Below are 24,231 nucleotides of genomic sequence, written 5' to 3' on the forward strand. Positions count from 1 at the left end.
AAATGTCTCCTCAGCAGTCCAGTGGGTTGCGTTTTTCCGGGTCGATGCCGAACTTGACGATGGCCTCGGCCACCACTTTAGGTTCGATATCACCACGGTCAGCCAGTGCTTCCAGGGCTGCCAACACCACGAAATGACGGTCGACTTCGAAGAAATGACGCAGTTTCTTGCGGCTGTCGCTGCGGCCGAAACCGTCGGTGCCCAGGACTTTGAATTCCTTGGACGGTACCCACTGACGGATCTGCTCGGCGAACAACTTCATGTAGTCGGTAGAAGCGATGACCGGACCTTTACGGCCGCTCAGGCACTCTTCAACGTAGCTCTGCTTAGGCTTCTGGCCAGGCTTCAGACGGTTGCTGCGCTCTACGGCCAGGCCGTCGCGACGCAGTTCGTTGAAGCTGGTAACGCTCCATACGTCAGCGCCGATGTTGAACTCTTCACGCAGAATCTTCGCCGCTTCACGTACTTCACGCAGGATGGTGCCGGAGCCCATCAGTTGTACGTGATGCGCCGCATCGCGGGTGTCTTCTTCGAGCAGGTACATGCCTTTCTTGATGCCTTCTTCGGCACCGGCCGGCATGGCTGGCTGCTGGTACGACTCGTTCATCACGGTGATGTAGTAGAAGATGTCCTGTTGCTCTTCGGTCATCTTCTTCATGCCGTCCTGAATGATCACCGCCAGCTCGTAGCCGTAGGTTGGATCGTAGGTGCGGCAGTTCGGGATGGTCGCGGCCAGCAGGTGGCTGTGACCGTCTTCGTGCTGCAGGCCTTCACCGTTCAGGGTGGTACGGCCGGCGGTGCCGCCGATCAGGAAGCCACGGGTACGGCTGTCGCCAGCGGCCCAGGCCAGGTCACCGATACGCTGGAAGCCGAACATCGAGTAGAAGATGTAGAACGGCAGCATCGGCTGGTTGTGGCTGGAGTACGAAGTACCGGCAGCGATGAAGGAACTCATGGCGCCCGCTTCGTTGATGCCTTCTTCAAGGATCTGACCTTTCTGGTCTTCCTTGTAGAACATCACCTGGTCTTTATCGACTGGCTCGTAGAGCTGGCCGACGGAGGAGTAGATGCCCAGCTGACGGAACATGCCTTCCATACCGAAGGTACGGGCTTCGTCCGGGATGATCGGCACGATGCGCGGGCCGATTTCCTTGTCCTTGACCAGTTGCGCGAGGATCCGCACGAAGGCCATGGTGGTGGAAATTTCACGGTCGCCCGAGCCGTCGAGGATGGCTTTCAGGGTGTCCAGGTCCGGGGTCGGTACGCTGAAGCTCTGCGCGCGGCGCTGCGGTACGAAACCGCCCAGTGCGGCACGGCGCTCGCTCAGGTAGCGGGCTTCGGCGCTGTTTGGCTCTGGCTTGAAGAACGGCAGGTTCTCCAGCTCTTCGTCCTTGACCGGGATGTCGAAGCGGTCGCGGAACAGCTTCAGGCTGTCGACATCGACTTTCTTGGTGTTGTGCGCAGTGTTTTTCGCTTCGCCGGCACCGGTGCCATAACCCTTGATGGTCTTGGCCAGGATGACGGTTGGTTGTTCTTTGTGGTTGACCGCTTCGTGGTACGCCGCATAGACCTTGTACGGGTCGTGGCCGCCACGGTTGAGTTTCCAGATCTCGTCGTCGGACAGGTCGGCAACCATCGCCTTGAGTTCAGGCGTGTTGAAGAAGTGCTCGCGAACGAACGCGCCGTCTTTGGCTTTGTAGTTCTGGTACTCGCCGTCGATGACTTCGTCCATGCGACGTTGCAGGATGCCGTCGACGTCTTTGGCCAGCAGTGGGTCCCAGAAACGGCCCCAGATGACTTTGGTCACGTTCCACTGTGCACCGCGGAACACGCCTTCGAGTTCCTGGATGATCTTGCCGTTGCCGCGAACCGGGCCGTCGAGGCGCTGCAGGTTGCAGTTGATGACGAAGATCAGGTTGTCCAGCTTCTCGCGGCCGGCCAGGGAGATCGCACCGAGGGATTCCGGCTCGTCGCACTCGCCGTCGCCCAGGAAGCACCAGACTTTCTGTTTGCCCGGCTGGATGAAACCGCGGTGTTCCAGGTACTTCATGAAGCGTGCCTGGTAGATCGCCTGGATCGGACCCAGGCCCATGGATACGGTCGGGAACTGCCAGAAGTCAGGCATCAGCCAAGGGTGCGGGTAGGACGACAGGCCCTGACCGTCGACTTCCTGGCGGAAGTTGTTCATCTGGTCTTCAGTGATGCGGCCTTCCATGAATGCACGGGCGTAAACGCCTGGCGAGGTGTGGCCCTGGAAGTAGATCAGGTCGCCGCCGTGTTCGTCGGTCGGGGCCTGGAAGAAGTAGTTGAAGCCGATGTCATACAGGGTCGCGCTGGAGGCGAAGCTGGAGATGTGACCACCCAGGTCAGAATCTTTCAGGTTCGTACGCATTACCATGGCCATCGCGTTCCAGCGCACCAGCGAGCGAATGCGGCGTTCCATGAACAGGTCGCCAGGCATGCGTGCTTCGTGGGTTACCGGGATGGTGTTGCGGTAAGGCGTGGTGATGGCGTAAGGGAGCTGCGAACCGCTGCGGGTCGCCAGTTCACCCATACGGGTCATCAGATAGTGAGCACGGTCTTCGCCTTCTTTGTCGAGAACCGATTCCAGGGCGTCCAGCCATTCCTGGGTTTCGACGGGATCGAGGTCTTGCATGGCTTGCTCCAGGGCGGAAAGGCTTCCAGAATCGGTTGCCTGAGTTTGCGACTGGCCTTGTGGGCAGACGATTTAAAATTCTTGGATTGCCGACAGGTTGTTCCGGCGGCGTGTAGTTTTACTACAAATCTTTGAGCATTTCAGCCTTTCGCCTGTATAGACGAGTAGTAAAACTACAGAGGAAAGGCTTGTGGCCTCCGACTGCGTTGTGAGAATAATCGTTAAGGTTGGTCGATTACCATCCGAAAAAGGTGAAAGTTTGATGCTGGATGCCAAAGAAGAAGAAATTTCAGCTATTTCTAACTTTTGTTCGACAGTCCTTCGCGTAGCGGGTTTTCATCAAACACTACAAGCGGCCATTTACACGCCGATCAAGGATAGACCATGACCCTGCCCGTGCTCGCTGAACTCCCCGCCATTCTCCTGCCGTTGGTCACTCGATCCGAGCAGTCGTTCCGTACGGCCGTCGCCGCGCTGGAAGACGATCACGGTTTCTCCAAGTGGACCCCGGAACGCTGGGCGCAATTCGCCCGCGTCAGTGCCGCCAGCGATTTCGTCATTGAACAGAGCGTTCGTGACCCTTTGATGTTGTTGTCACTGGTGCAGTCCGGCGAACTCGACCGGCCGTTCGCACCGGGTGAATTGTGCGCGCAGATTGCCGCCGCCGCGAACACCGCGCAAAGCGAAGACGAACTCGGACGCGTCCTGCGTCGCCAGCGCGCACGCCATCAAGTGCGGATCATCTGGCGTGACTTGAACCGCCAGGCCGATCTGGTACAGACCTGCCGCGACCTGTCGGACATGGCCGACGCCACCATCGACCAGGCCTACCAATGGCTGTACAGCCGCCATTGCCAGCAATTCGGCACGCCGACCGGCCGGCGCAGCGGCTTGCCGCAGCAGATGGTGATCCTTGGCATGGGCAAGCTCGGCGCGGTGGAGTTGAATCTGTCGTCGGACATCGACCTGATCTTCGCCTATCCCGAGGGCGGCGAAACCGTCGGTGTGAAACGCGCGCTGGATAATCAGGAATTCTTCATTCGCCTCGGTCAGCGCCTGATCAAGGCCCTCGACCCGATGACCGTCGACGGCTTTGTATTCCGCGTCGACATGCGCCTGCGCCCGTACGGTTCGTCCGGCGCGCTGGTGCTGAGCTTCAATGCACTCGAGCAGTATTACCAGGATCAGGGCCGCGACTGGGAACGCTACGCGATGATCAAGGCGCGGGTGGTGGCTGGCGATCAAACGGCTGGCGCGCAGTTGCTCGACATGCTGCGCCCGTTCGTCTACCGGCGTTATCTGGACTTCTCGGCGATCGAAGCGCTGCGCACCATGAAGCAGTTGATCCAGCAGGAAGTGCGGCGCAAGGGCATGGCCGACAACATCAAGCTCGGCTCCGGCGGTATCCGCGAAGTCGAGTTCATCGCCCAGGCCTTCCAGTTGATCCACGGCGGGCGCGACCTCAGCCTGCAACAGCGTCCTCTATTAAAGGTGCTGAGCACGCTGGAAGGGCAGGGCTATCTGCCGCCGGCAGTGATCAGTGAATTGCGCGAAGGTTATGAATTCCTGCGTTACACCGAGCACGCGATCCAGGCGATTGCCGATCGCCAGACCCAGATGTTGCCGGACGGCGCTCAGGATCAGGCGCGCATCGCCTTCATGCTTGGTTTCGCCGATTGGCATGCCTTCCACGAAAAGCTGATGTTCTGGCGTGGTCGGGTGGCCTGGCATTTTGCGCAGGTGATCGCCGATCCCGATGAAGAAGAGGGCGCCGACTGCGAAGTGGTGGTGGGCGGTGAGTGGTTGCCGCTGTGGGAAGAGGCGCAGGACGAAGAGGCCGCTTGTCGGCAACTGGAAGAGGGCGGCTTCAAGGACGCGAGCAAAGCGCTGAAAGCGCTGGCGAGTCTGCGCGGCAGTCCGCAATTGCGCGCGATGCAGCGGCTGGGTCGCGAGCGTCTTGATGCGTTTATCCCGCGCCTGCTGGCGCAGGCGGTGGAGCATGACAACCCGGATCTGGTGCTGGAGCGGGTGCTGCCGCTGGTCGAAGCCGTGGCCCGACGTTCGGCTTATTTAGTGTTGCTGACGGAAAACCCCGGCGCCCTGCGGCGCTTGCTGACGCTGTGTGCGGCCAGTCCGTGGATCGCCGAGCAGATCACCCGCTTCCCGCTGCTGCTCGATGAATTGCTCAACGAAGGCCGGCTGTTCAAGCCGCCCCTGGCGCCGGAACTGGCCGCCGAGTTGCGCGAGCGCCTGACGCGGATCCCCGAAGATGACCTCGAACAGCAGATGGAAGCCCTGCGCCACTTCAAGCTGGCGCATCGCTTGCGCGTCGCCGCCTCGGAAATCGCCGGCAGCCTGCCGTTGATGAAAGTCAGCGATTACCTGACCTGGCTGGCCGAAGCGATTCTCGAGCAAGTGCTGGCGCTGGCCTGGCGTCAGACAGTGGCCAAGTACGGCACGCCGCTGCGAACTGACGGCAGCCTGTGCGATCCCGGCTTCATCATTGTCGGTTATGGCAAAGTCGGCGGGCTGGAACTGGGGCATGGTTCGGATCTGGACCTGGTGTTCATCCATGACGGTGATCCGCAGGCGGAAACCGACGGACCGAAGCCGATTGATGGCGCGCAGTTCTTCACTCGGCTGGGGCAGCGGATCATTCACTTGCTGACGGCGCAGACCAACTCCGGCCAGCTGTATGAAGTGGACATGCGTTTGCGCCCGTCCGGCTCGTCGGGGCTGTTGGTCAGCTCGCTCGGGGCGTTTGAGCGCTATCAGGAAAATGAAGCCTGGACCTGGGAACATCAGGCCCTGGTACGGGCGCGGGTGCTGGTCGGCAGTCAGGATGTCGGCCAGGCCTTCGAGAAAGTCCGCGCGCAGGTTTTGGGCAAGGCGCGGGATCTGGCGAAGCTGCAACAGGAAGTCAGCGAGATGCGCGCCAAGATGCGCGATAACCTCGGCAGCAAGAGCACGGCGGCCGGCACCGCGGCAAATGCCTTCGAGGCCACGGCGCCGTTCGACCTCAAGCAGGACGCCGGAGGTATCGTCGATATTGAATTTATGGTGCAATACGCGGCCCTGGCGTGGTCGCACAGCCACCCGCCATTGCTGCGCTGGACCGATAACATCCGCATTCTGGAAGAGCTGGAACACGAAGGGCTGATGCCTGCCGAAGATGCCAGCCTGCTGCGTGAGGCCTATAAAGCCTACCGCTCCGCCGCCCACCGACAGGCCTTGCAGAAGGACGCCGGGGTGATTGCAGGCGACCAGTTTGTCGAGGAGCGCCGGCAGGTATTGCGGATCTGGAAAGAGTTGGGGCTAAGCTGAAACCGGATATTTGAAGCACCGATTACCTTGTGGGAGCGAGCCTGCTCGCGATAGCGGAGTGACAGTCGACAGTCATGTTGAAGGTAATGACCCATCGCAAGCAGCGCCGCTCCCTCAGTGATTCTCGAGGCGGGGAGGCATTGGCCTCCCCGGTTCGTTTATGGAAACCACATGAATATTCTGATCGTTGGGCCCAGTTGGGTCGGTGACATGGTGATGGCGCAGACACTGTTTCAGTGTCTCAAGCAGCGCCACCCGCAATGCGAAATCGACGTGCTGGCCCCCGAGTGGAGCCGGCCGATCCTTGAGCGCATGCCTGAAGTGCGCAAGGCCTTGAGCTTTCCGCTCGGCCATGGCGCTCTGGAGCTGGCGACGCGTCGACGAATCGGCAAGTCCCTGGCCGGCCAGTACGATCAGGCCATCCTGCTGCCGAACTCGCTGAAATCGGCGCTGGTGCCATTCTTCGCCGGCATCAAACAACGCACCGGCTGGCGTGGCGAATTCCGCTACGGCCTGCTCAATGACGTGCGCACGCTGGATAAAGAGCGTTATCCGCTGATGATCGAGCGCTTCATGGCCCTGGCTTACGAGCCGAACGCCGAGCTGCCGAAGCCTTATCCGCGTCCGAGCCTGCAAATCGATCCGGTGACCCGTGAAGCGGCGCTGGCGAAATTTGGCCTGACCCTCGACCGCCCGGTGTTGGCCCTGTGCCCCGGGGCCGAGTTCGGCGAATCCAAGCGCTGGCCGTCCGAGCATTACGCCAAGGTTGCCGAAGCGCGGATTCGCGAAGGCTGGCAGGTGTGGCTGTTCGGCTCGAAAAACGACCACGCGGTGGGCGAAGACATTCGCGCACGGCTGATTCCCGGCCTGCGTGAAGAATCGGTCAACCTCAGCGGCGGCACCTCGCTGGCCGAGGCCATTGACCTTATGTCCTGTGCCGACTCGGTGGTGTCCAACGACTCCGGCCTGATGCACGTTGCGGCGGCGCTGAACCGTCCGCTGGTGGCGGTCTACGGCTCGACGTCACCGGGGTTCACCCCGCCGCTGGCCGAGCACGTCGAAATTGTTCGGTTGGGCCTCGATTGCAGCCCGTGCTTCGACCGTACCTGCCGGTTCGGCCATTACAACTGCCTGCGCCAGCTGATGCCGGATGCGGTCAACGATGCCTTGCAGAAACTGCAGGGCTCCGTGGTCGAGGTTCATTAAGTTGCGGGTATTGCTGATCAAGACTTCATCGCTGGGCGACGTGATTCACGCGTTGCCGGCACTGACCGACGCGGCCCGGGCCATCCCCGGGATCAAGTTCGACTGGGTGGTGGAAGAAGGCTTCGCCGAGATCCCGACCTGGCACCCGGCCGTCGGCAAGGTGATTCCGGTGGCGATCCGCCGCTGGCGCAAGAACCTCTGGCAGACCATCAAGAGCGGCGAGTGGAAGCGCTTCAAGCAAAGCGTGCGCGCCAGCCAATACGATCTGGTGATCGACGCTCAGGGCCTGCTGAAAAGCGCCTGGCTGACGCGCTACGTCAAAGCCCCGATAGCTGGTCTCGACAAAGGCTCGGCGCGTGAGCCGATCGCTGCACGTTTCTACGACCGCAAACTGGCGGTGGCCCGTGGGCAGCATGCGGTCGAACGGGTGCGTCAGCTGTTCGCCATCGCCCTCGGTTATGACCTGCCCAAAGGGTTGGGCGACTACGGCCTCAACGTCGAGCGTCTGGTGGAATTGCCGCGCAAGAGCGCGTTCGTGGTGTTCCTGCACGGCACCACATGGGACACCAAGCACTGGCCGGAAGCCTACTGGCGAGAGCTGACCGAACGCGTCGGCTATCTGGGCGTCGGGGTCAAACTGCCGTGGGGCAACCCGCTGGAGAAGGCTCGTGCCGAACGGATTGCCGCCGGTTTCAAGCACGCCGAAGTGTTGCCGAAGCTGAATCTGGCCGGGGTCGGCAAAGTGCTGGCCGGCGCCCAGGCTTGCGTCGCGGTGGACACCGGTCTCGGTCACCTCGCAGCCGCGCTGGATGTGCCGACGATTTCCCTGTTCGGCCCGACCAACCCGGGCCTGACCGGCGCCTACGGCAAGGTGCAGATTCACATGGCCAGTGATTTCCCCTGCGCCCCTTGCCTGCAAAAGAAATGCACTTACCAACCGACCGCGCAGGATGCCCGTCAGTTTGACCTGAAACGCGAGCAGCCCCTGTGCTTCACGCGTCTGAATCCCGAGCGTGTCGCCAGCCGACTGAGCACGTTGTTAATGGCTGAGGAGCTGCGCTGATGCAATTGGCTTTTGTTCTGTACAAATATTTCCCGTTCGGTGGCTTGCAGCGCGACTTCATGCGCATCGCCCTCGAATGCCAGAAGCGCGGCCATCAGATCCGTGTCTATACGCTGATCTGGGAAGGCGACGTGCCGCCCGGTTTCGAAGTGCTGGTGGCGCCGGTCAAGGCGTTCTTCAATCATCGGCGCAACGAGAAACTCACTGCGTGGATGGAAGCGGATCTGGCCAAGCGTCCGGTGGACCGCTTGATCGGCTTCAACAAGATGCCGGGTCTGGACGTCTACTACGCCGCCGACGGCTGCTTCGAAGACAAGGCGCAGAACCTGCGCCATTCGCTGTACCGCCGCTGGGGCCGCTACCGGCACTTCGCCGAGTACGAGCGCGCGGTGTTCGCCAAAGACGCGAAAACCGAAGTGCTGATGATTTCCGAAGTGCAGCAGCCGCTGTTCATCAAGCATTACGACACGCCATTGGAGCGCTTCCACCTGCTGCCGCCGGGTATCGCCCAGGACCGTCGCCGGCCGGCGGATGCCGACGAGATTCGCACCGGTTTCCGCGCCGAATTCAGCCTCAGGGACGACGAACTGCTGCTGGTGCAGATCGGCTCCGGGTTCAAGACCAAGGGTGTCGATCGCAGTCTCAAGGCGCTGGCGGCATTGCCCGCCGAGCTGAAGAAGCGCACCCGGCTGTTTGTAATCGGCCAGGATGACCCCAAGTTGTTCCAGATGCAGAGTGCGACTTTGGGCCTGGGCGACAACGTGACGTTCCTCAAGGGCCGCAGCGATATTCCGCGATTCCTGCTCGGCGCCGATCTGTTGATCCACCCGGCGTACAACGAAAACACCGGTACGGTGCTGCTCGAAGCGCTGGTCGCCGGGTTGCCGGTGCTGGTCAGCGCGGTCTGCGGTTACGCCCATTACATCGCCGAGGCGGACGCCGGGCGAGTGCTGGACGAACCGTTCGATCAGGCGCAACTGGCGCAATACCTGACTGACATGTTGAATGACGACGCTGCACGCGCGGCCTGGAGCCGCAATGGTCTGGCTTTCGCCGAGACGGCCGACCTCTACAGCATGCCGCAGCACGCGGCCGATGTGATTCTGGCGGAGCACGCTTAAATGAAGTTGATGCTGGCTGAACCGTTCAAGAGCCTTTGGGCCGGGCGCGACCCGTTCGCCGAAGTCGAAGGCTTGCAGGGCGAGGTCTACCGCGAGCTGGAAGCTCGACGGACTCTGCGCACGGAAGTCGACGGCAACGGATTTTTCGTCAAGATCCACCGGGGCATCGGCTGGGGCGAGATTTTCAAGAACCTGCTGACCGCCAAGCTGCCGGTGCTCGGCGCGGGTCAGGAGTGGAAGGCAATCCAGCGTTTGCAGGAAGTCGGGGTGCCGACCATGACCGCCGTGGCTTACGGCGAGAAGGGCAGCAACCCGGCGGATCAGCATTCGTTCATCGTCACCGAAGAGCTGGCGCCGACCATCAGCCTGGAAGATTTCAGCATCGATTGGGTCAAGCAGCCGCCTGCGCCTGCGCTCAAGCGCGCACTGATCGCTGAAGTCGCGCGCATGACCGGCATGATGCACCGCGCCGGGGTCAACCACCGCGACTGCTACATCTGCCACTTTCTGTTGCACACCGACAAGCCGATCATCCCGGACGATTTCAAGCTCTCGGTGATCGACCTGCACCGCGCCCAGACCCGTCCTCGGATCACTCAACGCTGGCGCAACAAGGATCTGGCCGCGCTGTATTTCTCGGCACTGGACATCGGCCTGACCCGACGCGACAAGCTGCGTTTCCTCAAAGGCTACTTCCAGCAACCGCTACGCCAGATCCTCGCCGAAGAAGCGGCGTTGCTGAGTTGGCTCGAAGGCAAGGCCAACAAGCTTTATGCGCGCAAACAGCGTTACGGGGATGCGCTCTGATGGCGGGTTGGACGCTTGAACCGCAATACAGCGAACTGAGCGAAGATTTCGGCAGCCTCGAAGCGGTGTTTGCCCTGCAGGGCGAGCGCCTGACCCGTGATCCGCTGTCCGAAGTCATCCGCGTGCAACGCAACGGCGTGAATTACTACGTCAAACGCTACGTCGGCGCCGGTAAAGGCTTGCGTCGTTACCTGGGCAAACCCCGGGTGAAGATGGAGTGGCAGAACCTCAAGCGTTTCGCCAAGTGGGGTATTCCCACCGCCGAAGTGGTGGCCTGGGGTCTGGAGCGACGTGGCGCGGCCTATGCCCGTGGCGCCATGATCACCCGCGAGCTGCCGCGCACCGAAGACCTGTCGGCGCTGGCCGAACGCAACGATCCGAAACTCAAGGATCGTCTGTGGGTCGATGGCATCAGCCGCCAACTGGCCGGCTACACCAGAACCATGCACGACCACCGCTTTACCCATAACGATCTGAAATGGCGCAACCTGCTGATCGACGATCAGGCGCAGCTGTTTCTGATCGACTGCCCGAACGGCGATTTCTGGCGCGGCTTCTGGCTCAAATACCGGATCACCAAGGATCTGGCCTGTCTCGACAAGGTGGCCAAGTATCACCTGTCGAACACCCAGCGCCTGCGCTTCTACCTGCAATACCGCGGACGTGATCGGCTGAATGCCGCCGACAAGAAACGGATTCGCCACGTGGTGAGATTTTTCGAGGGACGCGAATGACTGATTTCCTGGCCGCTGAAGACCGGGCGCTGCTTGAGCGTCATGGCCTCGGCACTTTCGACGCGCTTTGGGCCAAACAGCTCGAAGCCGTGGACGAACCGAACACCGATGGCGGTGGCTGGAGCAGCGTGTTTCGCCTGGAGCTGGAAGGGCAGGCCTACTACCTCAAGCGCCAGAGCAACTACCTGACCCGCACCCTGCATGCACCGTTCGGCGAGCCTAGTTTCGCCCGCGAGTTTCGCAATATCAGCCGCTACAACAAGTTGGGGATCCCGGCGCTGCAAGCGGCGTTCTTCGGTGAGCGCAAGGTCAAAGGCGAAGTCCAGGCGATCCTGCTGACCCGTGCCCTCGACGGCTGGGACGACCTTGATTCGCTGTTGCAACGCTGGTCCGACCTGACCGCCGCGCAGCAATCGGCCATTCTCCAGGCCTGTGGACAACTGGCGCGCCAGCTGCACGGCGTGCGTCAGGTACACGGCTGCTTTTATCCGAAACACATCTTTTTGCAGGCTGATGGCGACGCGTATAAGGCGCAGTTGATCGACCTGGAAAAGACCCGGCCCCTGCTGTTCGGCATGCGCGACCGGGTCAAGGATCTGGAGCCGCTGCTGCGTCGCGCCCCGGAATGGAGCGAGGCGCAATTACGCGAATTGCTCGCGGCCTATCTCGATCAGCCAGTCGACAGTTCGCTGGTCGACAGCTGGGTGACGCGCCTGACTGCACGGCGCAGTCGCAAGGAGACCCGTTGATGCAGTTGTCCGAACTGAAAAACGCCGGACGTACGCCGAGTCTGCCGCTGACGATCAGCCTGGCCGACGCGGCCGGTCCTGCGGATCTGCAGTTGCTCAGTCTGCTGCGGGTGTTGCCGGGGCAGCGCTATGTCGGTGCCGGGGTCTGGCGCGGCCGGCCGGTGCTGGCCAAATTGTTGGTGGGCAGCAAGGCGGCGCGGCATTTTCAGCGTGAGCTGGCGGGCGTCAAACTGCTCGCCGAACAAGGTCTGACCACGCCGCTGTTGTTGGCTGATGGCCTGAAGGATGGCGAAGGCGGCTGGCTGCTGTTCGAGTTCCTTGAAGGTGCTGAAAGCCTCGGTGATGCCTGGCAGAAAGTCGAATCACTGCCGGTGCTGGCGGACGAGCAATCGGCGGTACTCGCCGAGGCGTTGGGCGCGATCGGCCAACTGCATGGCAAAGGCCTGTGGCAGGAAGATCTGCACCTCGACAACCTGCTGCGCCAGGACGGTCAGTTGTACCTGATCGACGGTGCCGGGATCTGCGCCGAGACCGCTGGCCAGCCGTTGTCGCGGCAGAAAGTGCTGGAAAACCTCGGGGTGTTTTTCGCCCAGTTGCCCAAGTCACTGGAGCCGTTCACCGAAGAATTGCTGGTGTATTACCTGCTGAGCAACAGCGAGCACGCGTTGCCGCTGGAAGCCTTGCAGAAGCAGATCGCCAAGGTCCGCGCTTGGCGCCTGAAGGATTATCTGATCAAGGTGGGCCGCGAGTGCACGTTGTTCAGTGTGCAGCGCGGTGCGTTCGCCTTGCGGGCCATCCGTCGCGAGGAAGAAGCGGCGATGCTCCCGGTGCTGGATCAGGCCGATGCGCTGCTCGATCAGGGCCATCTGTACAAGACCGGCGGCGCGGCGAGCGTCGGCAAGGTCGAAGTGGCCGGGCGTACGCTGGTGATCAAGCGCTACAACATCAAAGGCTTTGCGCACTGGCTCAAGCGCTTCTGGCGCCCGAGTCGCGCGTGGCATTCGTGGCGCGAAGGCAATCGCCTGGCGTTCCTCGGCATTGCCACGCCGAAACCACTGGCAGTGCTCGAAAAGCGCTTTTTGTGGCTGCGCAGCCGCGCCTATCTGGTGACTGAGTTCCTGTCGGGGCCGGACATCATTGAACGCTTTGCGCCGTATGTGGAAAGCGGTGCGGCGCCGGAGTCCGAGTTGCAGGCGCTGGATCAATTGTTCGCACGGTTGATTGCCGAGCGCATCAGCCATGGCGACTTCAAGGGTCATAACCTGTTCTGGCAGGAAGATCGCTGGGCACTGATCGATCTGGATTCGATGTGTCAGCACGGCTCTGTCGGAAGTTTCGCACCGGCCTATGCGCGGGATCGGGCACGGTTCATGCGCAACTGGCCCGAGAACAGCGCGCTGTATCAGGTGATCGATCAGCGGTTGCCCAAGGACATCTCCAGCGCGGCGTGAACCGCCTTCGCCAGCAGGCTGGCTCCCACATGGGAAAGCATTTCCCTGTAGGAGCGAGCCTGCTCGCAACAGGGCTTTAAAGCCCCAAAAAACTCCCGTTGAGCAATAGCGGACAAACTGCACTGATTTGTCCTACAGCTGCTCCAGAAGGCATGAACTGTGCCCGCTCCAGCCCCGATGCTAGCTTGCCCTGACCACTTCGGAGGGCAAGACTTGAGCATCAAAAACGCTTTAGCACTCAGTACCTGCGCATGGCTTTTATCCGGCTGCGGCACCGCCGCCTCGGTGTTGCAAATGGACGCTGACGTCGCCCGCGACATGCGCAAACAGAAAACCTACTGCCAATCGATTCCACGGATCTACAGCGGGTTGGCGTTCGATTTCTGCTTACTCAATGCCCCGCCTGACCCTACCGGTGTGCTGCTGCCATTTGTGCTGCTGGACCTGCCATTGTCCGGGGTGCTGGATACGGTGGTGTTGCCGTATACGATTTACCGCCAAGCCAGTGACGGCAATCTCGGTATCTATTGGCGCGCGGGTGGTTATTGAGTGTGAAAGCAAGGTTTCACCGGGCCGATTCACCTGGGGCAATTCGCACAGGGTCATTCCCGCCACGTTTACGCTATAATCCCGCCCTTTAGCTGTCTCTCGCCCGGTGCGAGGGCACATCAATTTTCAAGGCGCAACGCGCCTGAATGCAGACTAAAGAGGCTAGACCCTGTGGCATTGACGATTCTTGGCCTGTCCGGCGCCCTTAGCCATGACCCTTCAGCCGCCTTGTACATCGACGGCAAGCTGGTGGCGGCGGCTGAAGAAGAGCGCTTCGTCCGCGATAAGCATGCAAAGAACCGCATGCCCTACGAATCGGCGAAGTTCTGCCTGGAACAGGCCGGTATCAAGCCGTCCGACGTTGACGTGGTGGCGATTCCGTTCGCCCCGATCAGCCTGTTCGGCAAGGCCCGCTGGCACTATGCCAAGCGTTACTGGTACGCACCGGATCGCGCCCTCGATGCGATCCTGATGGGCAACCGTCGCTACAAGCGCTATCGCAACAAGATCGTCTGGTGCCTGGAGCAGCTGGGTTTTGATCCGAAGAAGATCAAGATCGAGCCGGTCGAGCACCACCTCGCTCACGCCTCCAGCGCCTACCACTGCTCGGGTTTCAAAGAGAAAACCGCGATCCTCGGCATCGACGGCAAGGGCGAGTACGCCACGACCTTCTTCGGTTATGGCGAAAACGGCAAGATCCACAAGATCAAGGAATTCTTCGATCCGGACTCCCTTGGCGGCCTGTACGGCGCGATTACCGAGTTCCTCGGTTTCGAGATGCTCGACGGCGAGTTCAAGGTCATGGGCATGGCGCCGTACGGCGACGCCAGCAAATACGATTTCTCGCGTCTGGCCTCGTTCGAGAACGGCGAGCTGGTGATCAACACCGACTACGCCAACGTGATCGGCCTGCGTCGCTACAAAGAGAAGGGCAAAGGCTTCTACTTCTCGCCGAAGCTGATCGAATGGCTGGGTCCGAAGCGTGAAGGTGATATCGCCGACGAACCGTACATCCACTACGCCGCCAGCATGCAAGCGCTGTTCGAGAAACTGGCGCTGCAGATGATCGACTACTACCTGGGCGACGTGCTCAAGGAAACCGGCAAGCTGGCCTTCGCCGGTGGCTGCGCGTTGAACGTCAAGCTGAACCAGAAAATCATCGCCCGCGATGACATCAAGGAACTGTTCGTCCAGCCTGCGTCCGGCGATGCTGGCACCGCGGTCGGCGCAGCGGCCTATGTGTCCCACGCCCGTGGCGTGCCGGTCGAGAAGATGGAACACGTCTACCTCGGCCCGTCGTACAGCAACGAAGACGTGATTGCCGCGTGCGCCCGTCACGAGAACAAGCCGACCTGGCGCAAGCTCGACAACATGCCGGAGCAGATCGCCAAAATCATGGTCGATGGCAACCCGGTGGCCTGGTTCCAGGGCCGCATGGAGTTCGGTCCGCGAGCACTGGGTGGTCGTTCGATCATCGGTTGCCCGAGCGTGGCCGGTGTGGCTGACCGCATCAACCACCAGATCAAGTTCCGCGAGCGCTGGAGGCCTTTCTGCCCGTCGATGCTCGATACCGTTGCACCGCAGATGATCAAGATCGATCACCCGGCGCCGTTCATGACCTTCACCTTCGAAGTGGCGGAAGAGTGGAAGACCCGCGTGCCGGAAGTCGTCCACGAAGACGGTACTTCCCGTGCCCAGGTCCTCAAGCGCGAATACAACCCGCGCTACTACGACATGATGAAGGCGCTGGAAAACCTCACCGGCAACGGCGTGTCGCTGAACACTTCGCTGAACCGTCGTGGTGAACCGATGATCTGCTCGCCGACCGACGCCCTGAACATGTTCTTCGGCTCCGATCTGCAGTACCTGATCATGGAAGACATTCTGGTGGTCAAAGAGGGTGCAAACGCTTATGACTCGCTCGGCTGAACGCCATGTGCTGCAGTTCTGTCACGGCTATGACGGGCCGTTCCTCGACTGCGCACGGCAGTATGCCAGCCTGTTCGCGGGCACCGGTTATCGGGTGACCACGGTCTTTCTGACCGGGGCCGCCGATAGCGAGGTGGCCGCAGCGTGTGCTTCCGATGAAGTGTTGTTCATGGAATACAGCTCCAAGGCCATTCGTGGCCTGAAGCTGGGCGCCATCGGCGATCTGCGCAAGATCGCCGCTTCACGCAATTTCAGTTTCTGCATCGCCCATCGCTTCAAGCCGATCTACATCGCCTTGCTCGGCACGTCGCTGCCGGTGATTGGCGTGCACCACGCGTTTGACGATTACAAACGCGGCACGCGCAAGCTGTTCGCGCATATTTTCCGCAAGCGTCTGAGCCTGCTCGGTGTGTCCGACGCGGTACGCGACGACATGCGGCGATGCCTGCCGAAATGGCCGTCGACCCGCATCCAGACCTTGTACAACCGCATCGATGTGCCGGCCTTGCAGGCCAGTCAGGTGTCGGCCCGCGAGGCCCGCGAGACCCTCGGTCTGGCGGCGGATGCGTTCATTGTCGGCAACGTCGGACGGCTGCACCCGGACAAGGATCAGGCCACCTTGCTGCACGGTTTTGCCGCGGCGTTACCCGGTCTGCCGGGCAACAGCCAACTGGTGATTCTCGGCAAGGGCCGTCTGGAACAGGACCTCAAGGAGCTGGCGCGCGAACTGGGCATCGGTGACCGGGTGCTGTTTCTCGGTCAGGTGCCGGACGCGCGCAATTACTTCCGCGCCTTCGATGTGTTTGCCCTGAGCTCCGATCACGAACCATTCGGCATGGTGCTGCTGGAGGCCATGGCCGCTGGCGTGCCGTTGCTCGCCACTGCCTGTGGCGGGGCCAAGGAAGTGGTCGAAGGTGTAGGGATTCTGTTCCCGCTGGGCGATGCCGAACACCTTGCACGAGGCCTGCAACATTTGGCCGGTATGGATGATCAGCAGCGCCGGCAGTGCGCCGAGCTGATGCTCGATCGTCTGCGTGAGCGTTTCTCCGACCGTGCGGTGCGCGACACCTTCTGGCGTCTGCCGCAAGTTACCGATCTGGCACCGAGGGGCTGATGCTCAACCGATTTCAAGGCTGGCGCGAACGTGGCTGGTCGCCCGTTGACGCCTCCACCTATGCCACCGCCTGGCAGCGTTTTGGCGGCAGTGTCGCGACGCATCCTATGGTGGTCGAACGTCTGGCGGATCTGGCCGGCATCCCGGTGCGTTATCTGGCCTGGGAGCAGGGCGGGGAAGTCAAGGCGGCGATCCCGACCTGGGGCCGCGATCTGGCATTGTCCAAAGACGTGCTCAAGCGCAATGGCAAGAAAGGCCTGTTCGACCTCGGCAATGCCGAGCTGATCCTGCCGGCCGCCGCCGATGCCCAGGCGCCGTTGCGCCATCGCGCGCGTTACCTGTCGGCGCTCAACGAAAACCGCTTCAGCGGCCTCAAGTTGCAGACCGAACAATTGGCCATGGCCCGCACCCCTGAAGAGCTGTCGAAGAAGTTTCGCTACAACCAGCGCCGCGAACTGCGCCTGCTGGAAGAGGCGGGCGGCGTGGTACGTCCGGTCGCAGAGTTTTCCAGTGCAGAACTGGCGACGATCTACTGTGATCTGTTCCAGCGCCGCTGGGGCTTTCCGGCCACCGGTGCGGCACGCATGGCCGAAGTCATCGAGCTGCTGCGCGAACTGCTGATTGGCTCGGTGATCTTCCTCAATGATGCGCCAATCGCCATTCAACTGGTGTACCGCGTCGAAGCGCCGGAGTGGATCAGCGTCGAGTACATCAACGGCGGCGTCGATCCCGAGACCCGTGAATTCAGCCCCGGCAGCGTGTTGAGCTTCCTCAATACGCAAAGTGCCTGGGAACACGCGCGAGCACTGGACAAGCCGCTGCGATTTTCCTTCGGTCGCGCCGACCGTGAATACAAGGATCGCTGGTGCAATCCTGTGCCGGTGTTCACCGTATGAGTCAGCCCATGAGCCGCAAACAGCAACTGCTCAAGCGTCATCGGCGCAATAAACGCATCACCTTGCTGATCGCCCTGATCGTGTTGATCACGCTCGGTGTGCTGGTCGCGTGGTGGTTGCCGCTGGTGCTCGCGGTGGTTGGCTGGATCGCCCATGAGGCTTGGTTTGCCGATCATCTGTTCTATTCGCCGAAAGACGATTATCAATACAGCTTTCCGCCGTTCACGCCGCAGCCGAAGGTCCATCTGAACGGCGAGCAACTGCGCCTGGATGAAGGCGTGATGCTGGTCGACGAAGCGACGTTGATCCTCGCGGTAAAGGTTAAAAGCACCTGGCTGGGACGGTTCTTTGATCCGCGCGTCGAACTGCTCGGCGGGACGCATCCGGATGTGCAAACCTTCGAGCGTGGCGTCAATGGCCTGCGCTACCTGAACCTCAGCGGTCAGGCGCAAGCTCTGTCGCAAGGCCAGTTGCGCCTGCGCGGGCGGTTCTGCCGAGTGACCGGTGAGCCGCTGCTGTGGGCGCTGGAGCAACCGGACTACCGCCGTCAGCGGGTGATGGTGATCGCCCCGCACGCCGACGATGCCGAGTTGGCTGCCTATGGCTTGTACAGTCAGGCCGATGAAGCCTGGATCGTCACCCTGACCGCGGGTGAGATCGAAGCCGAACACTATCAACAGATGGGCATGAACAAGGTCGAGGCCGCGCAGCTCAAGGGCCGTCTGCGTGCCTGGGACAGCCTCGCCGTGCCGCGTTGGGCCGGGGTCCCGCAGGAACACTGCGTGCAGCTCGGCTACTTCTGCCTGCAACTGGCGGCGATGCAGGCCGCGCCGAATCAGGTGGAGGGCTCGCGCGAAGCGGACCTGAACGACACGCGCCTGTTTCGTCAGTTGAATCCGTTCACTCTGCCGGGCGATGCCGATGGCGCGCCGACCTGGAACAACCTGCTGGCCGACCTGCGTGAGGTGCTGCTGCGCGCCCGTCCTGACGTGATCGTGCTGCCGCATCCGACCCTCGATCCGCACCCTGACCATATCTGCGCCCAGCAAGCGGTTTTGCAGGCGCTCCAGGGTCTCGACTGGCAGCCGACGCTGCTCGGTTACGCCAACCACTTGCACGACAACGACCGCTGGCCGATGGGCAACACCGGGCAGGGCATTGCCTTGCCGCCGGCCTTCGATTCGGCGGTGCCGATGCAGCCTTTGTGCCTGCCACTGTCCATCGAGCTGCAACGGGACAAGGCCATGGCGCTGGGCATGATGCATGACCTGCAGCCGCCGGCTCCTTTCAAGCGTCGCCTGCGCCGGGTTATCCAGCGTGTGCTCGCCGGGCGGGCTGGGTCGGTGTACGGCGAAAACGAATTTTTTCGAAAAGCGGTCAGGCGCCAGGAGTTGTTCTGGCTACTGAAGCACGGTGAGACAGGCGTCCAGCGGGGAGAGTCATGAGTCAACGGTTCAAGGTGTTGCAGCTGCAACCCGACTACAACGTCAAAGCCCATGACTTTGCCGACCTCGCCGAGCAGATCGTCAAGGCGCTGCCGAGCGATCGCTATGAGATCACCGCAGCTTTCCTGCGCGGCAAACCGGGGCCGGGCGAGCCGGTAAGCCGGGCCGACCATTCGGTGTACTTCGAGTTTTCCGACAAGTCGCTCAAGGGCATGCGCCTGCGGGCGATGTGGCAGTTGTACAAGTTCTGCCGCCGGGAAAAGTTCGACGTGGTGATCTGCAACCGCTTCAAACCGGTGAATATGATGCTGGCGCTCAACCGCTGGTTGAAGGTGCCGCTGTGCATTGGCATCTCCCACGGTTTCGGCGAATACGATCGCTTTTACCGGCGTCGTCAGACCCAGCGTCTGATCGATCGGCACTGGCGCTTCGTCGGCGTGTCGCCGGCGGTCAAACAATACCTGCTCGATTGCGATTGCGGCTTCACCGACCAGAACACCTACGCCATTACCAATGCCATCGACATCGTTCAGGCCGAGGGCTTGCAGCACAGCCGCGAAAGAGCTCGCGAGCTGTTGGGCCTCGACCCGAATGTGCGCTTGATTGGCGCGCTGGGGCGGCTGGTGTCGGTCAAGGGCCACACCTATCTGCTGCAAGCCTTTGCCGCGCTGAAAGACAAATACCCGAACACCCAGTTGGCGATCATCGGTGCCGGGCGCCTGCAGGCACCGCTGGCTGCCGAGATCGAGCAACTGGGCCTGAGCGGTCGCGCGCACCTGCTGGGTTTCAAGGAAAACGCTCTGCAATACGTGCGTGCGTTCGACATCTGGACCATGCCGTCTCTGGCCGAAGGCCTGGGCCTGGCGTTGCTCGAAGGCATGAGCGGACACCTGCCGGTGATCGCTTCGAACGTGCCGGCGATGTTGCCGCTGATCGAAGGAGCCGGTGGTCTGGCGATCACGCCCAAGGACGTGCCGAGTCTGGTCGCCGCGCTGGATAACTATCTCGCGCTGTCGGACGACGAGCTCAAGGCCAAGGGCGAGCAGGCTTACCGCTATCTGCAAGAACAGCACGACATCGAGGTGTTCCGTCAGGAATATCTGGACCTGATCGATTCCGGCCTGGAGCAGGCCCGCAAGGAGCAGCCGTGAGCGAAGAACAGGCCATGAGCGAAGCCAGCGCCCTCGTCACCGTGATCATCGCCTCGTACAACCACGGCCCGTACATTGAGGAAAGCATCCTCAGTGTCCTCAACCAGAGCTACAAGAACATCGAGCTGTTGGTGGTCGATGACGGTTCGAAGGACGACAGCGTCGAGCGCATCAGCGCGTTGCAGGCGCAGTACGGCTTCGATTTCCGTGTGCAGCAGAATCAGGGCCTGACCAATACCCTCAACGGCGCTATCGCCCGTTCGAAGGGCAGCCTGATTGTGCCGTTCGGCTCCGACGACATCATGTACCCCGAACGTATTGCCACTCAGGTGGCGTACATGGACGGCAAGCCTGAAGTCGGGATCTGTGCCGGCAATATCGAGCTGATGCACGCCGACGGCAGCCTTTATCCAGAGAAACGTCAGCGCCGCGACGTGCCGTTTCGCCGACTCGATTTCGACGACATGTTTCTTGAGCGCAAACCGTATCCGCCGGCGCCGACGCTGATGATCCGTCGCGAGGCGCTGGAGAAGGTGGGAGGGTTCGATCCGACGATTCGTCTTGAAGACCTGTACATCGAACTGAAGGTGACCCGTGCTGGCTACTTCATCGACGGTTTGAATGTGGTGATGGCGCGTTACCGCAAACACGCCACCAACTCGTACAAGAATCATCGCTTCATGATCGAGAACATCCTGCGCACCTATGCGCTGTTCAGCGATCATCCGCTGTACGACGAAGTGCGCTTCAAGGCGCTGAACTCGATGTTCCTCAAGACCGCCAACCGTAATCGCAAGCTGGCACGCGAGCTGCTGGCGCAGATCCCGTTCAAGGCCTGGAACAAGAAGACCTGGCGCGGACTGGGGCGTTTACTCTTTTCCCCGCTGGAAAAGGACTGAGCCGACAGTCGCTCGCGCTTAGCGAGCGACCTTCTCCGGCAGGCGCTTTTCGCCCTTCTGACGCTGGCGCAGCCAATGCACAACCTTCTTGCCGGCAGCCATGCCCGGCTGCTCGATATAGAGGAACGTCGCGCTGCTGATCAGAATCAGCAAGCAGGTGCAGACGGCCACCAGGGGCAGGTACACCGCCGTTTCCCGCGCATCGATATTCAGCAGCAGCGGCAGCCGTTGCACCATCAGCCATAGAACGAACCCGTGCAGCAGATAGGTGCTGTAGCTGATTTCGCCGAGCCAGCGAATGCTGCGTGGTTTCAGCGCGCCGAACAGATTATTGCCGGACGCCACGATCACGAAAAACAACCCCAGCAGAAACAGCGGTGCAGTCTTGAACGCCCGACTGAACGCGGTGAACGCGATCACCAGCGCAAGCACGGCGATGATGCTCGCCAGACGCGACTGGCTCCACGCCACGAGCGCCGGCCGGCGAATCCAGTAGGCGGCGGCGATGCCACCGAGGAAGCTCGCCAGAAAGTGTTTCTTCAGCGAATGTTCCCAGCCGATGACCTGGTACAGCGTGTAGATGCCAATCAGGCACAGCACCACCTGCAGCCAGCTGCCGCGGTAGATGAACACCAGCCCGGCCAATGGCAGCGCCAGGTAGAAAAACACCTCATAGGCCAGCGTCCAGGTGACGTTGGATATCAGCATGCCGGAGTGGCGGTACTGGTTGATGTCCGGGCGGTCGAACGTCAGCCAGGCGAGGATCTGTTTGAACAGCTCCAGGCCAGGCTCCTTCATTTGCCAGCCCTGCAAGTGGAAGATCGAGACGAACACCAGCAGCATCAGTGGCAGATAAAGCGGATACAGGCGAAATACCCGTGACACGCCGAAGGCCAGCCAGTCATGGTTGCGTCCCTGCGCGAGCAGGCGGCTCCAGAACAGAAAACCGGTGATCATGAAGAACAGCGCGACGCTGCCCTGACCGAGCATCGAATAGAAGTTGCTCGGGGGGAAATCGATGACCCCGGTGCGCAGGAAAATCCAGGTGATGATCGAGTGGTGCACGAATACGCCAAACGCCAGATAGCCGCGCAGGCCGTCGATACTGGCGTAACGGCTTTCGCCGGAATGCTGCAGGTGCCGGGCGATTTTCGGCACCGCGCGCAACAGCAGGGCGGAAGTAATGATGGCCAGCAGATAGGCGGCCAGTGCAAATAGAGGATTGGTTTCGGTCATCATTGAACCCGGGCCGGGGTGTTGCCGGCCAGCACTTGCCTGTGCAGATTTTCAACCGCGGATTTGGACGCCGTCACGGCGTATCCCTGAAGCAACGCATCGAGGTGATCCTCGAACAGCCAGCGTTTGTCGACAGTGTAACGTTGCATATGACGCAAATTGCGTTGGCGCAGGGAAAGACTGAGCGGAGTAGGGTAGATACGCAGGTCGGCCAGATCGATCAAGCCGAATTCGCCATCTTCCAGCACCAGTACGTTACCCAGATGCAGCGAGCGGAAATACACGCCTTTTTCGTGCAATTGCGCCATGAATTTGCCGAAACGCTCCACCAGAGCCTGGCGCACTGCCGGGGCAGTAATGCTCTGCAGTACCTGACGCAGCGTGTGCCCCGGTAGCGGTGCGTAATGCACGGCACTGCTGCCATCGTCGAGACGGTAAAGATTCAATATTTGCGGGGTCGGGATGCCCATCTGACGCAGCTGTTCGCTGTTGACCGCGAAACGTTCGGAGTAGGGATTGAAACTGCCGGAGGTGTACCAGCGGCGACGGCGGAACAGCTTGAGGAAGCTGCCGTCGGTCAGGCGCAAGACTTTCGGGCCGAGGCCATCTTCTTCAATGATCTGGGCCGTGCTGCTCATATGCTCCAGATCAGCGGTCGCAAGCTTTTGCACCGGCTGGGTCAACAGGCGCCGCGCGCGTTGATTGATGCTCAGTGCCGCGATCAGTGCCAGCGGAATCCACAACAGGAACCAGTGTTCCTTGGGCCGCGAAATGATTCCACCGCCTTCGGTCAGCCCGGCACCGATACCGAATACCAGCCAGGTCGAGGCAATGATCAGCAATGGCTGCACACGCTGGCGCCTGCTGCTCAGCAGGCCCCACAGCAGGAAGAACAACCAGGGCAGCAAGCCGATGATGCCGACGTAATACAGAACCCCCAGGGCAAAACTGTGCGGCTCCTGAAAACTGACACCGTTACCGGGGTCCACGGCAAGGCTGGCGCTATAGCCATGACCGATCCATGGATGATCGGCAATCATGTGCAGTACCTTCTGCCAGATTTCCAGGCGATAGGAGTCGCCACGTTCGGTGATCATCTGCGAAAACTGCGTAATGACTGCTATGCCACTCAGGACCAGTGCGACCAGTAACCCCACCGAGCGCCTGTTCCAGCAGATGAAGCACAGCCAGAGCGCAGCCATGGTCAGAGCCACCAGCGGTGTCCGCGAACCGGTACCGATCACGGCCATGAACATGATTGCCATCGCCGGCACACTGAGCCACATCATCTGGCGACGTTTGCAGGTCATGGTCACGCTCAGCCAGTAGGCACTGAAGAACCCGAACAGGTGCGAGCTGAGCAGCGGATTGTCGAAGGCGCCACCACCGATCAGGCGCATACCCGGCTCATAAACCCGCGCGAACATGAACAGGAAAACGCTGGTAGCAATCAGAGCGACCAACGCGGCGCCGAACAGCAAGGGTTGCAGGATGTCGCTGCGGTAGCGCACCAGCAGGTAGCAGCCGGCAAACAGCAGCAAGGTATGCAGTGGCGGCTTGAACATTCCGCCGAGCGGCTCACCGCCTGGCCCCCAGGCGAGGCTGAGCAATGCCCAGGCGGCGAACAGCAGAACCGCGATGAAAACCGGCTCGCGCAGCAGCTCCTTGAGCTCGCGCGGGCGCAGGCACAGTGCGATCAGTGTCGGAATGCTGAACAGCCCGTAGAACAACTTGTGATGCAGGCTTCGACCGGGCAAAAAGAACAGCGCGCACAGGAGCAAAAAATAGCCGGTGGGTAGTATCCACAGGCTAATGAAATCGAAAATTCGATTGGACGTACTGCTGAAGCCGCGAAGTTGCATGCTGTGAGATTCATTCCTGAGGTTGATCGACCATTCGAG

At 61.2% G+C, this 24,231-nt stretch carries 19 protein-coding genes; 16 read left to right on the forward strand and 3 right to left on the reverse strand.

Going from position 1 to position 24,231, the window contains the following annotated elements:
• Positions 1–10: 10 nt before the first annotated feature.
• Positions 11–2,656, reverse strand: a complete 2,646-nt coding sequence (aceE, locus tag JN524_RS15945; RefSeq protein WP_003220999.1) for a pyruvate dehydrogenase (acetyl-transferring), homodimeric type — start codon at positions 2,654–2,656, stop codon at positions 11–13.
• Positions 2,657–2,918: 262 nt separating this feature from the next.
• Between aceE and JN524_RS27345 the strand changes: the two genes are divergently transcribed.
• From JN524_RS27345 to JN524_RS16020, 16 genes are all read left to right on the forward strand, one after another.
• Complete coding sequence (locus JN524_RS27345; RefSeq protein ID WP_256198919.1) at positions 2,919–3,044, forward strand: hypothetical protein; 126 nt, start codon at positions 2,919–2,921, stop codon at positions 3,042–3,044.
• Positions 3,041–5,980: a bifunctional [glutamate--ammonia ligase]-adenylyl-L-tyrosine phosphorylase/[glutamate--ammonia-ligase] adenylyltransferase gene (glnE, locus tag JN524_RS15950; RefSeq protein WP_202369949.1), complete on the forward strand. Its 2,940-nt coding sequence runs from the start codon at positions 3,041–3,043 to the stop codon at positions 5,978–5,980. The genes JN524_RS27345 and glnE overlap by 4 nt, the downstream gene beginning before the upstream one ends.
• A gap of 171 nt (positions 5,981–6,151) precedes the next feature.
• Positions 6,152–7,186, forward strand: coding sequence for a lipopolysaccharide heptosyltransferase II (gene waaF, locus JN524_RS15955; protein ID WP_027611364.1), 1,035 nt, complete (start codon positions 6,152–6,154; stop codon positions 7,184–7,186).
• A 1-nt stretch (position 7,187) separates the two neighbouring features.
• On the forward strand, positions 7,188–8,249 hold the full coding sequence (gene waaC / locus JN524_RS15960) for a lipopolysaccharide heptosyltransferase I (RefSeq protein WP_202369950.1): 1,062 nt from the start codon (positions 7,188–7,190) through the stop codon (positions 8,247–8,249).
• Positions 8,249–9,370, forward strand: coding sequence for a glycosyltransferase family 4 protein (locus tag JN524_RS15965; protein WP_202369951.1), 1,122 nt, complete (start codon positions 8,249–8,251; stop codon positions 9,368–9,370). The genes waaC and JN524_RS15965 overlap by 1 nt, the downstream gene beginning before the upstream one ends.
• Entirely contained in the window at positions 9,371–10,177 is an 807-nt protein-coding gene (gene rfaP / locus JN524_RS15970; RefSeq protein ID WP_202369952.1) for a lipopolysaccharide core heptose(I) kinase RfaP, read from the forward strand.
• Positions 10,177–10,911, forward strand: a complete 735-nt coding sequence (locus JN524_RS15975; RefSeq protein WP_041065844.1) for a lipopolysaccharide kinase InaA family protein — start codon at positions 10,177–10,179, stop codon at positions 10,909–10,911. The genes rfaP and JN524_RS15975 overlap by 1 nt, the downstream gene beginning before the upstream one ends.
• Positions 10,908–11,660, forward strand: coding sequence for a lipopolysaccharide kinase InaA family protein (locus JN524_RS15980; protein ID WP_027611369.1), 753 nt, complete (start codon positions 10,908–10,910; stop codon positions 11,658–11,660). Before JN524_RS15975 ends, JN524_RS15980 begins: the two co-directional genes overlap by 4 nt.
• A complete protein-coding gene (locus JN524_RS15985; protein WP_202369953.1) occupies positions 11,660–13,111 on the forward strand; it encodes a lipopolysaccharide kinase InaA family protein in 1,452 nt (483 codons plus the stop codon). Before JN524_RS15980 ends, JN524_RS15985 begins: the two co-directional genes overlap by 1 nt.
• A gap of 213 nt (positions 13,112–13,324) precedes the next feature.
• Positions 13,325–13,660 carry a YceK/YidQ family lipoprotein gene (locus tag JN524_RS15990; RefSeq protein ID WP_202369954.1) on the forward strand — a complete coding sequence of 112 codons (336 nt, stop codon included), beginning with the start codon at positions 13,325–13,327 and terminating at the stop codon, positions 13,658–13,660.
• A gap of 171 nt (positions 13,661–13,831) precedes the next feature.
• Positions 13,832–15,589 (forward strand): carbamoyltransferase family protein, encoded by a 1,758-nt coding sequence (locus JN524_RS15995; RefSeq protein ID WP_007967355.1) that lies wholly within the window; start codon positions 13,832–13,834, stop codon positions 15,587–15,589.
• Positions 15,573–16,703 (forward strand): glycosyltransferase, encoded by a 1,131-nt coding sequence (locus tag JN524_RS16000; protein WP_202369955.1) that lies wholly within the window; start codon positions 15,573–15,575, stop codon positions 16,701–16,703. Before JN524_RS15995 ends, JN524_RS16000 begins: the two co-directional genes overlap by 17 nt.
• Positions 16,703–17,599 carry an antimicrobial resistance protein Mig-14 gene (locus JN524_RS16005; RefSeq protein ID WP_202369956.1) on the forward strand — a complete coding sequence of 299 codons (897 nt, stop codon included), beginning with the start codon at positions 16,703–16,705 and terminating at the stop codon, positions 17,597–17,599. The genes JN524_RS16000 and JN524_RS16005 overlap by 1 nt, the downstream gene beginning before the upstream one ends.
• Before the next feature lie 8 nt (positions 17,600–17,607).
• On the forward strand, positions 17,608–19,044 hold the full coding sequence (locus JN524_RS16010) for a PIG-L deacetylase family protein (RefSeq protein WP_202369957.1): 1,437 nt from the start codon (positions 17,608–17,610) through the stop codon (positions 19,042–19,044).
• On the forward strand, positions 19,041–20,195 hold the full coding sequence (locus JN524_RS16015) for a glycosyltransferase family 4 protein (protein ID WP_202369958.1): 1,155 nt from the start codon (positions 19,041–19,043) through the stop codon (positions 20,193–20,195). Before JN524_RS16010 ends, JN524_RS16015 begins: the two co-directional genes overlap by 4 nt.
• A gap of 14 nt (positions 20,196–20,209) precedes the next feature.
• Positions 20,210–21,094: a glycosyltransferase gene (locus tag JN524_RS16020; RefSeq protein ID WP_202370086.1), complete on the forward strand. Its 885-nt coding sequence runs from the start codon at positions 20,210–20,212 to the stop codon at positions 21,092–21,094.
• A gap of 18 nt (positions 21,095–21,112) precedes the next feature.
• On the opposite strand, the gene JN524_RS16025 is transcribed toward JN524_RS16020, so the two are convergent.
• Entirely contained in the window at positions 21,113–22,330 is a 1,218-nt protein-coding gene (locus tag JN524_RS16025) for an acyltransferase family protein (protein WP_202369959.1), read from the reverse strand.
• Positions 22,330–24,192 (reverse strand): bifunctional O-antigen ligase/aminoglycoside phosphotransferase family protein, encoded by a 1,863-nt coding sequence (locus JN524_RS16030; protein WP_202369960.1) that lies wholly within the window; start codon positions 24,190–24,192, stop codon positions 22,330–22,332. The genes JN524_RS16025 and JN524_RS16030 overlap by 1 nt, the downstream gene beginning before the upstream one ends.
• Positions 24,193–24,231 lie beyond the last annotated feature (39 nt).

It is taken from the genome of Pseudomonas sp. MWU318, assembly GCF_016756945.1.
GTDB lineage: Bacteria > Pseudomonadota > Gammaproteobacteria > Pseudomonadales > Pseudomonadaceae > Aquipseudomonas > Aquipseudomonas putida_A.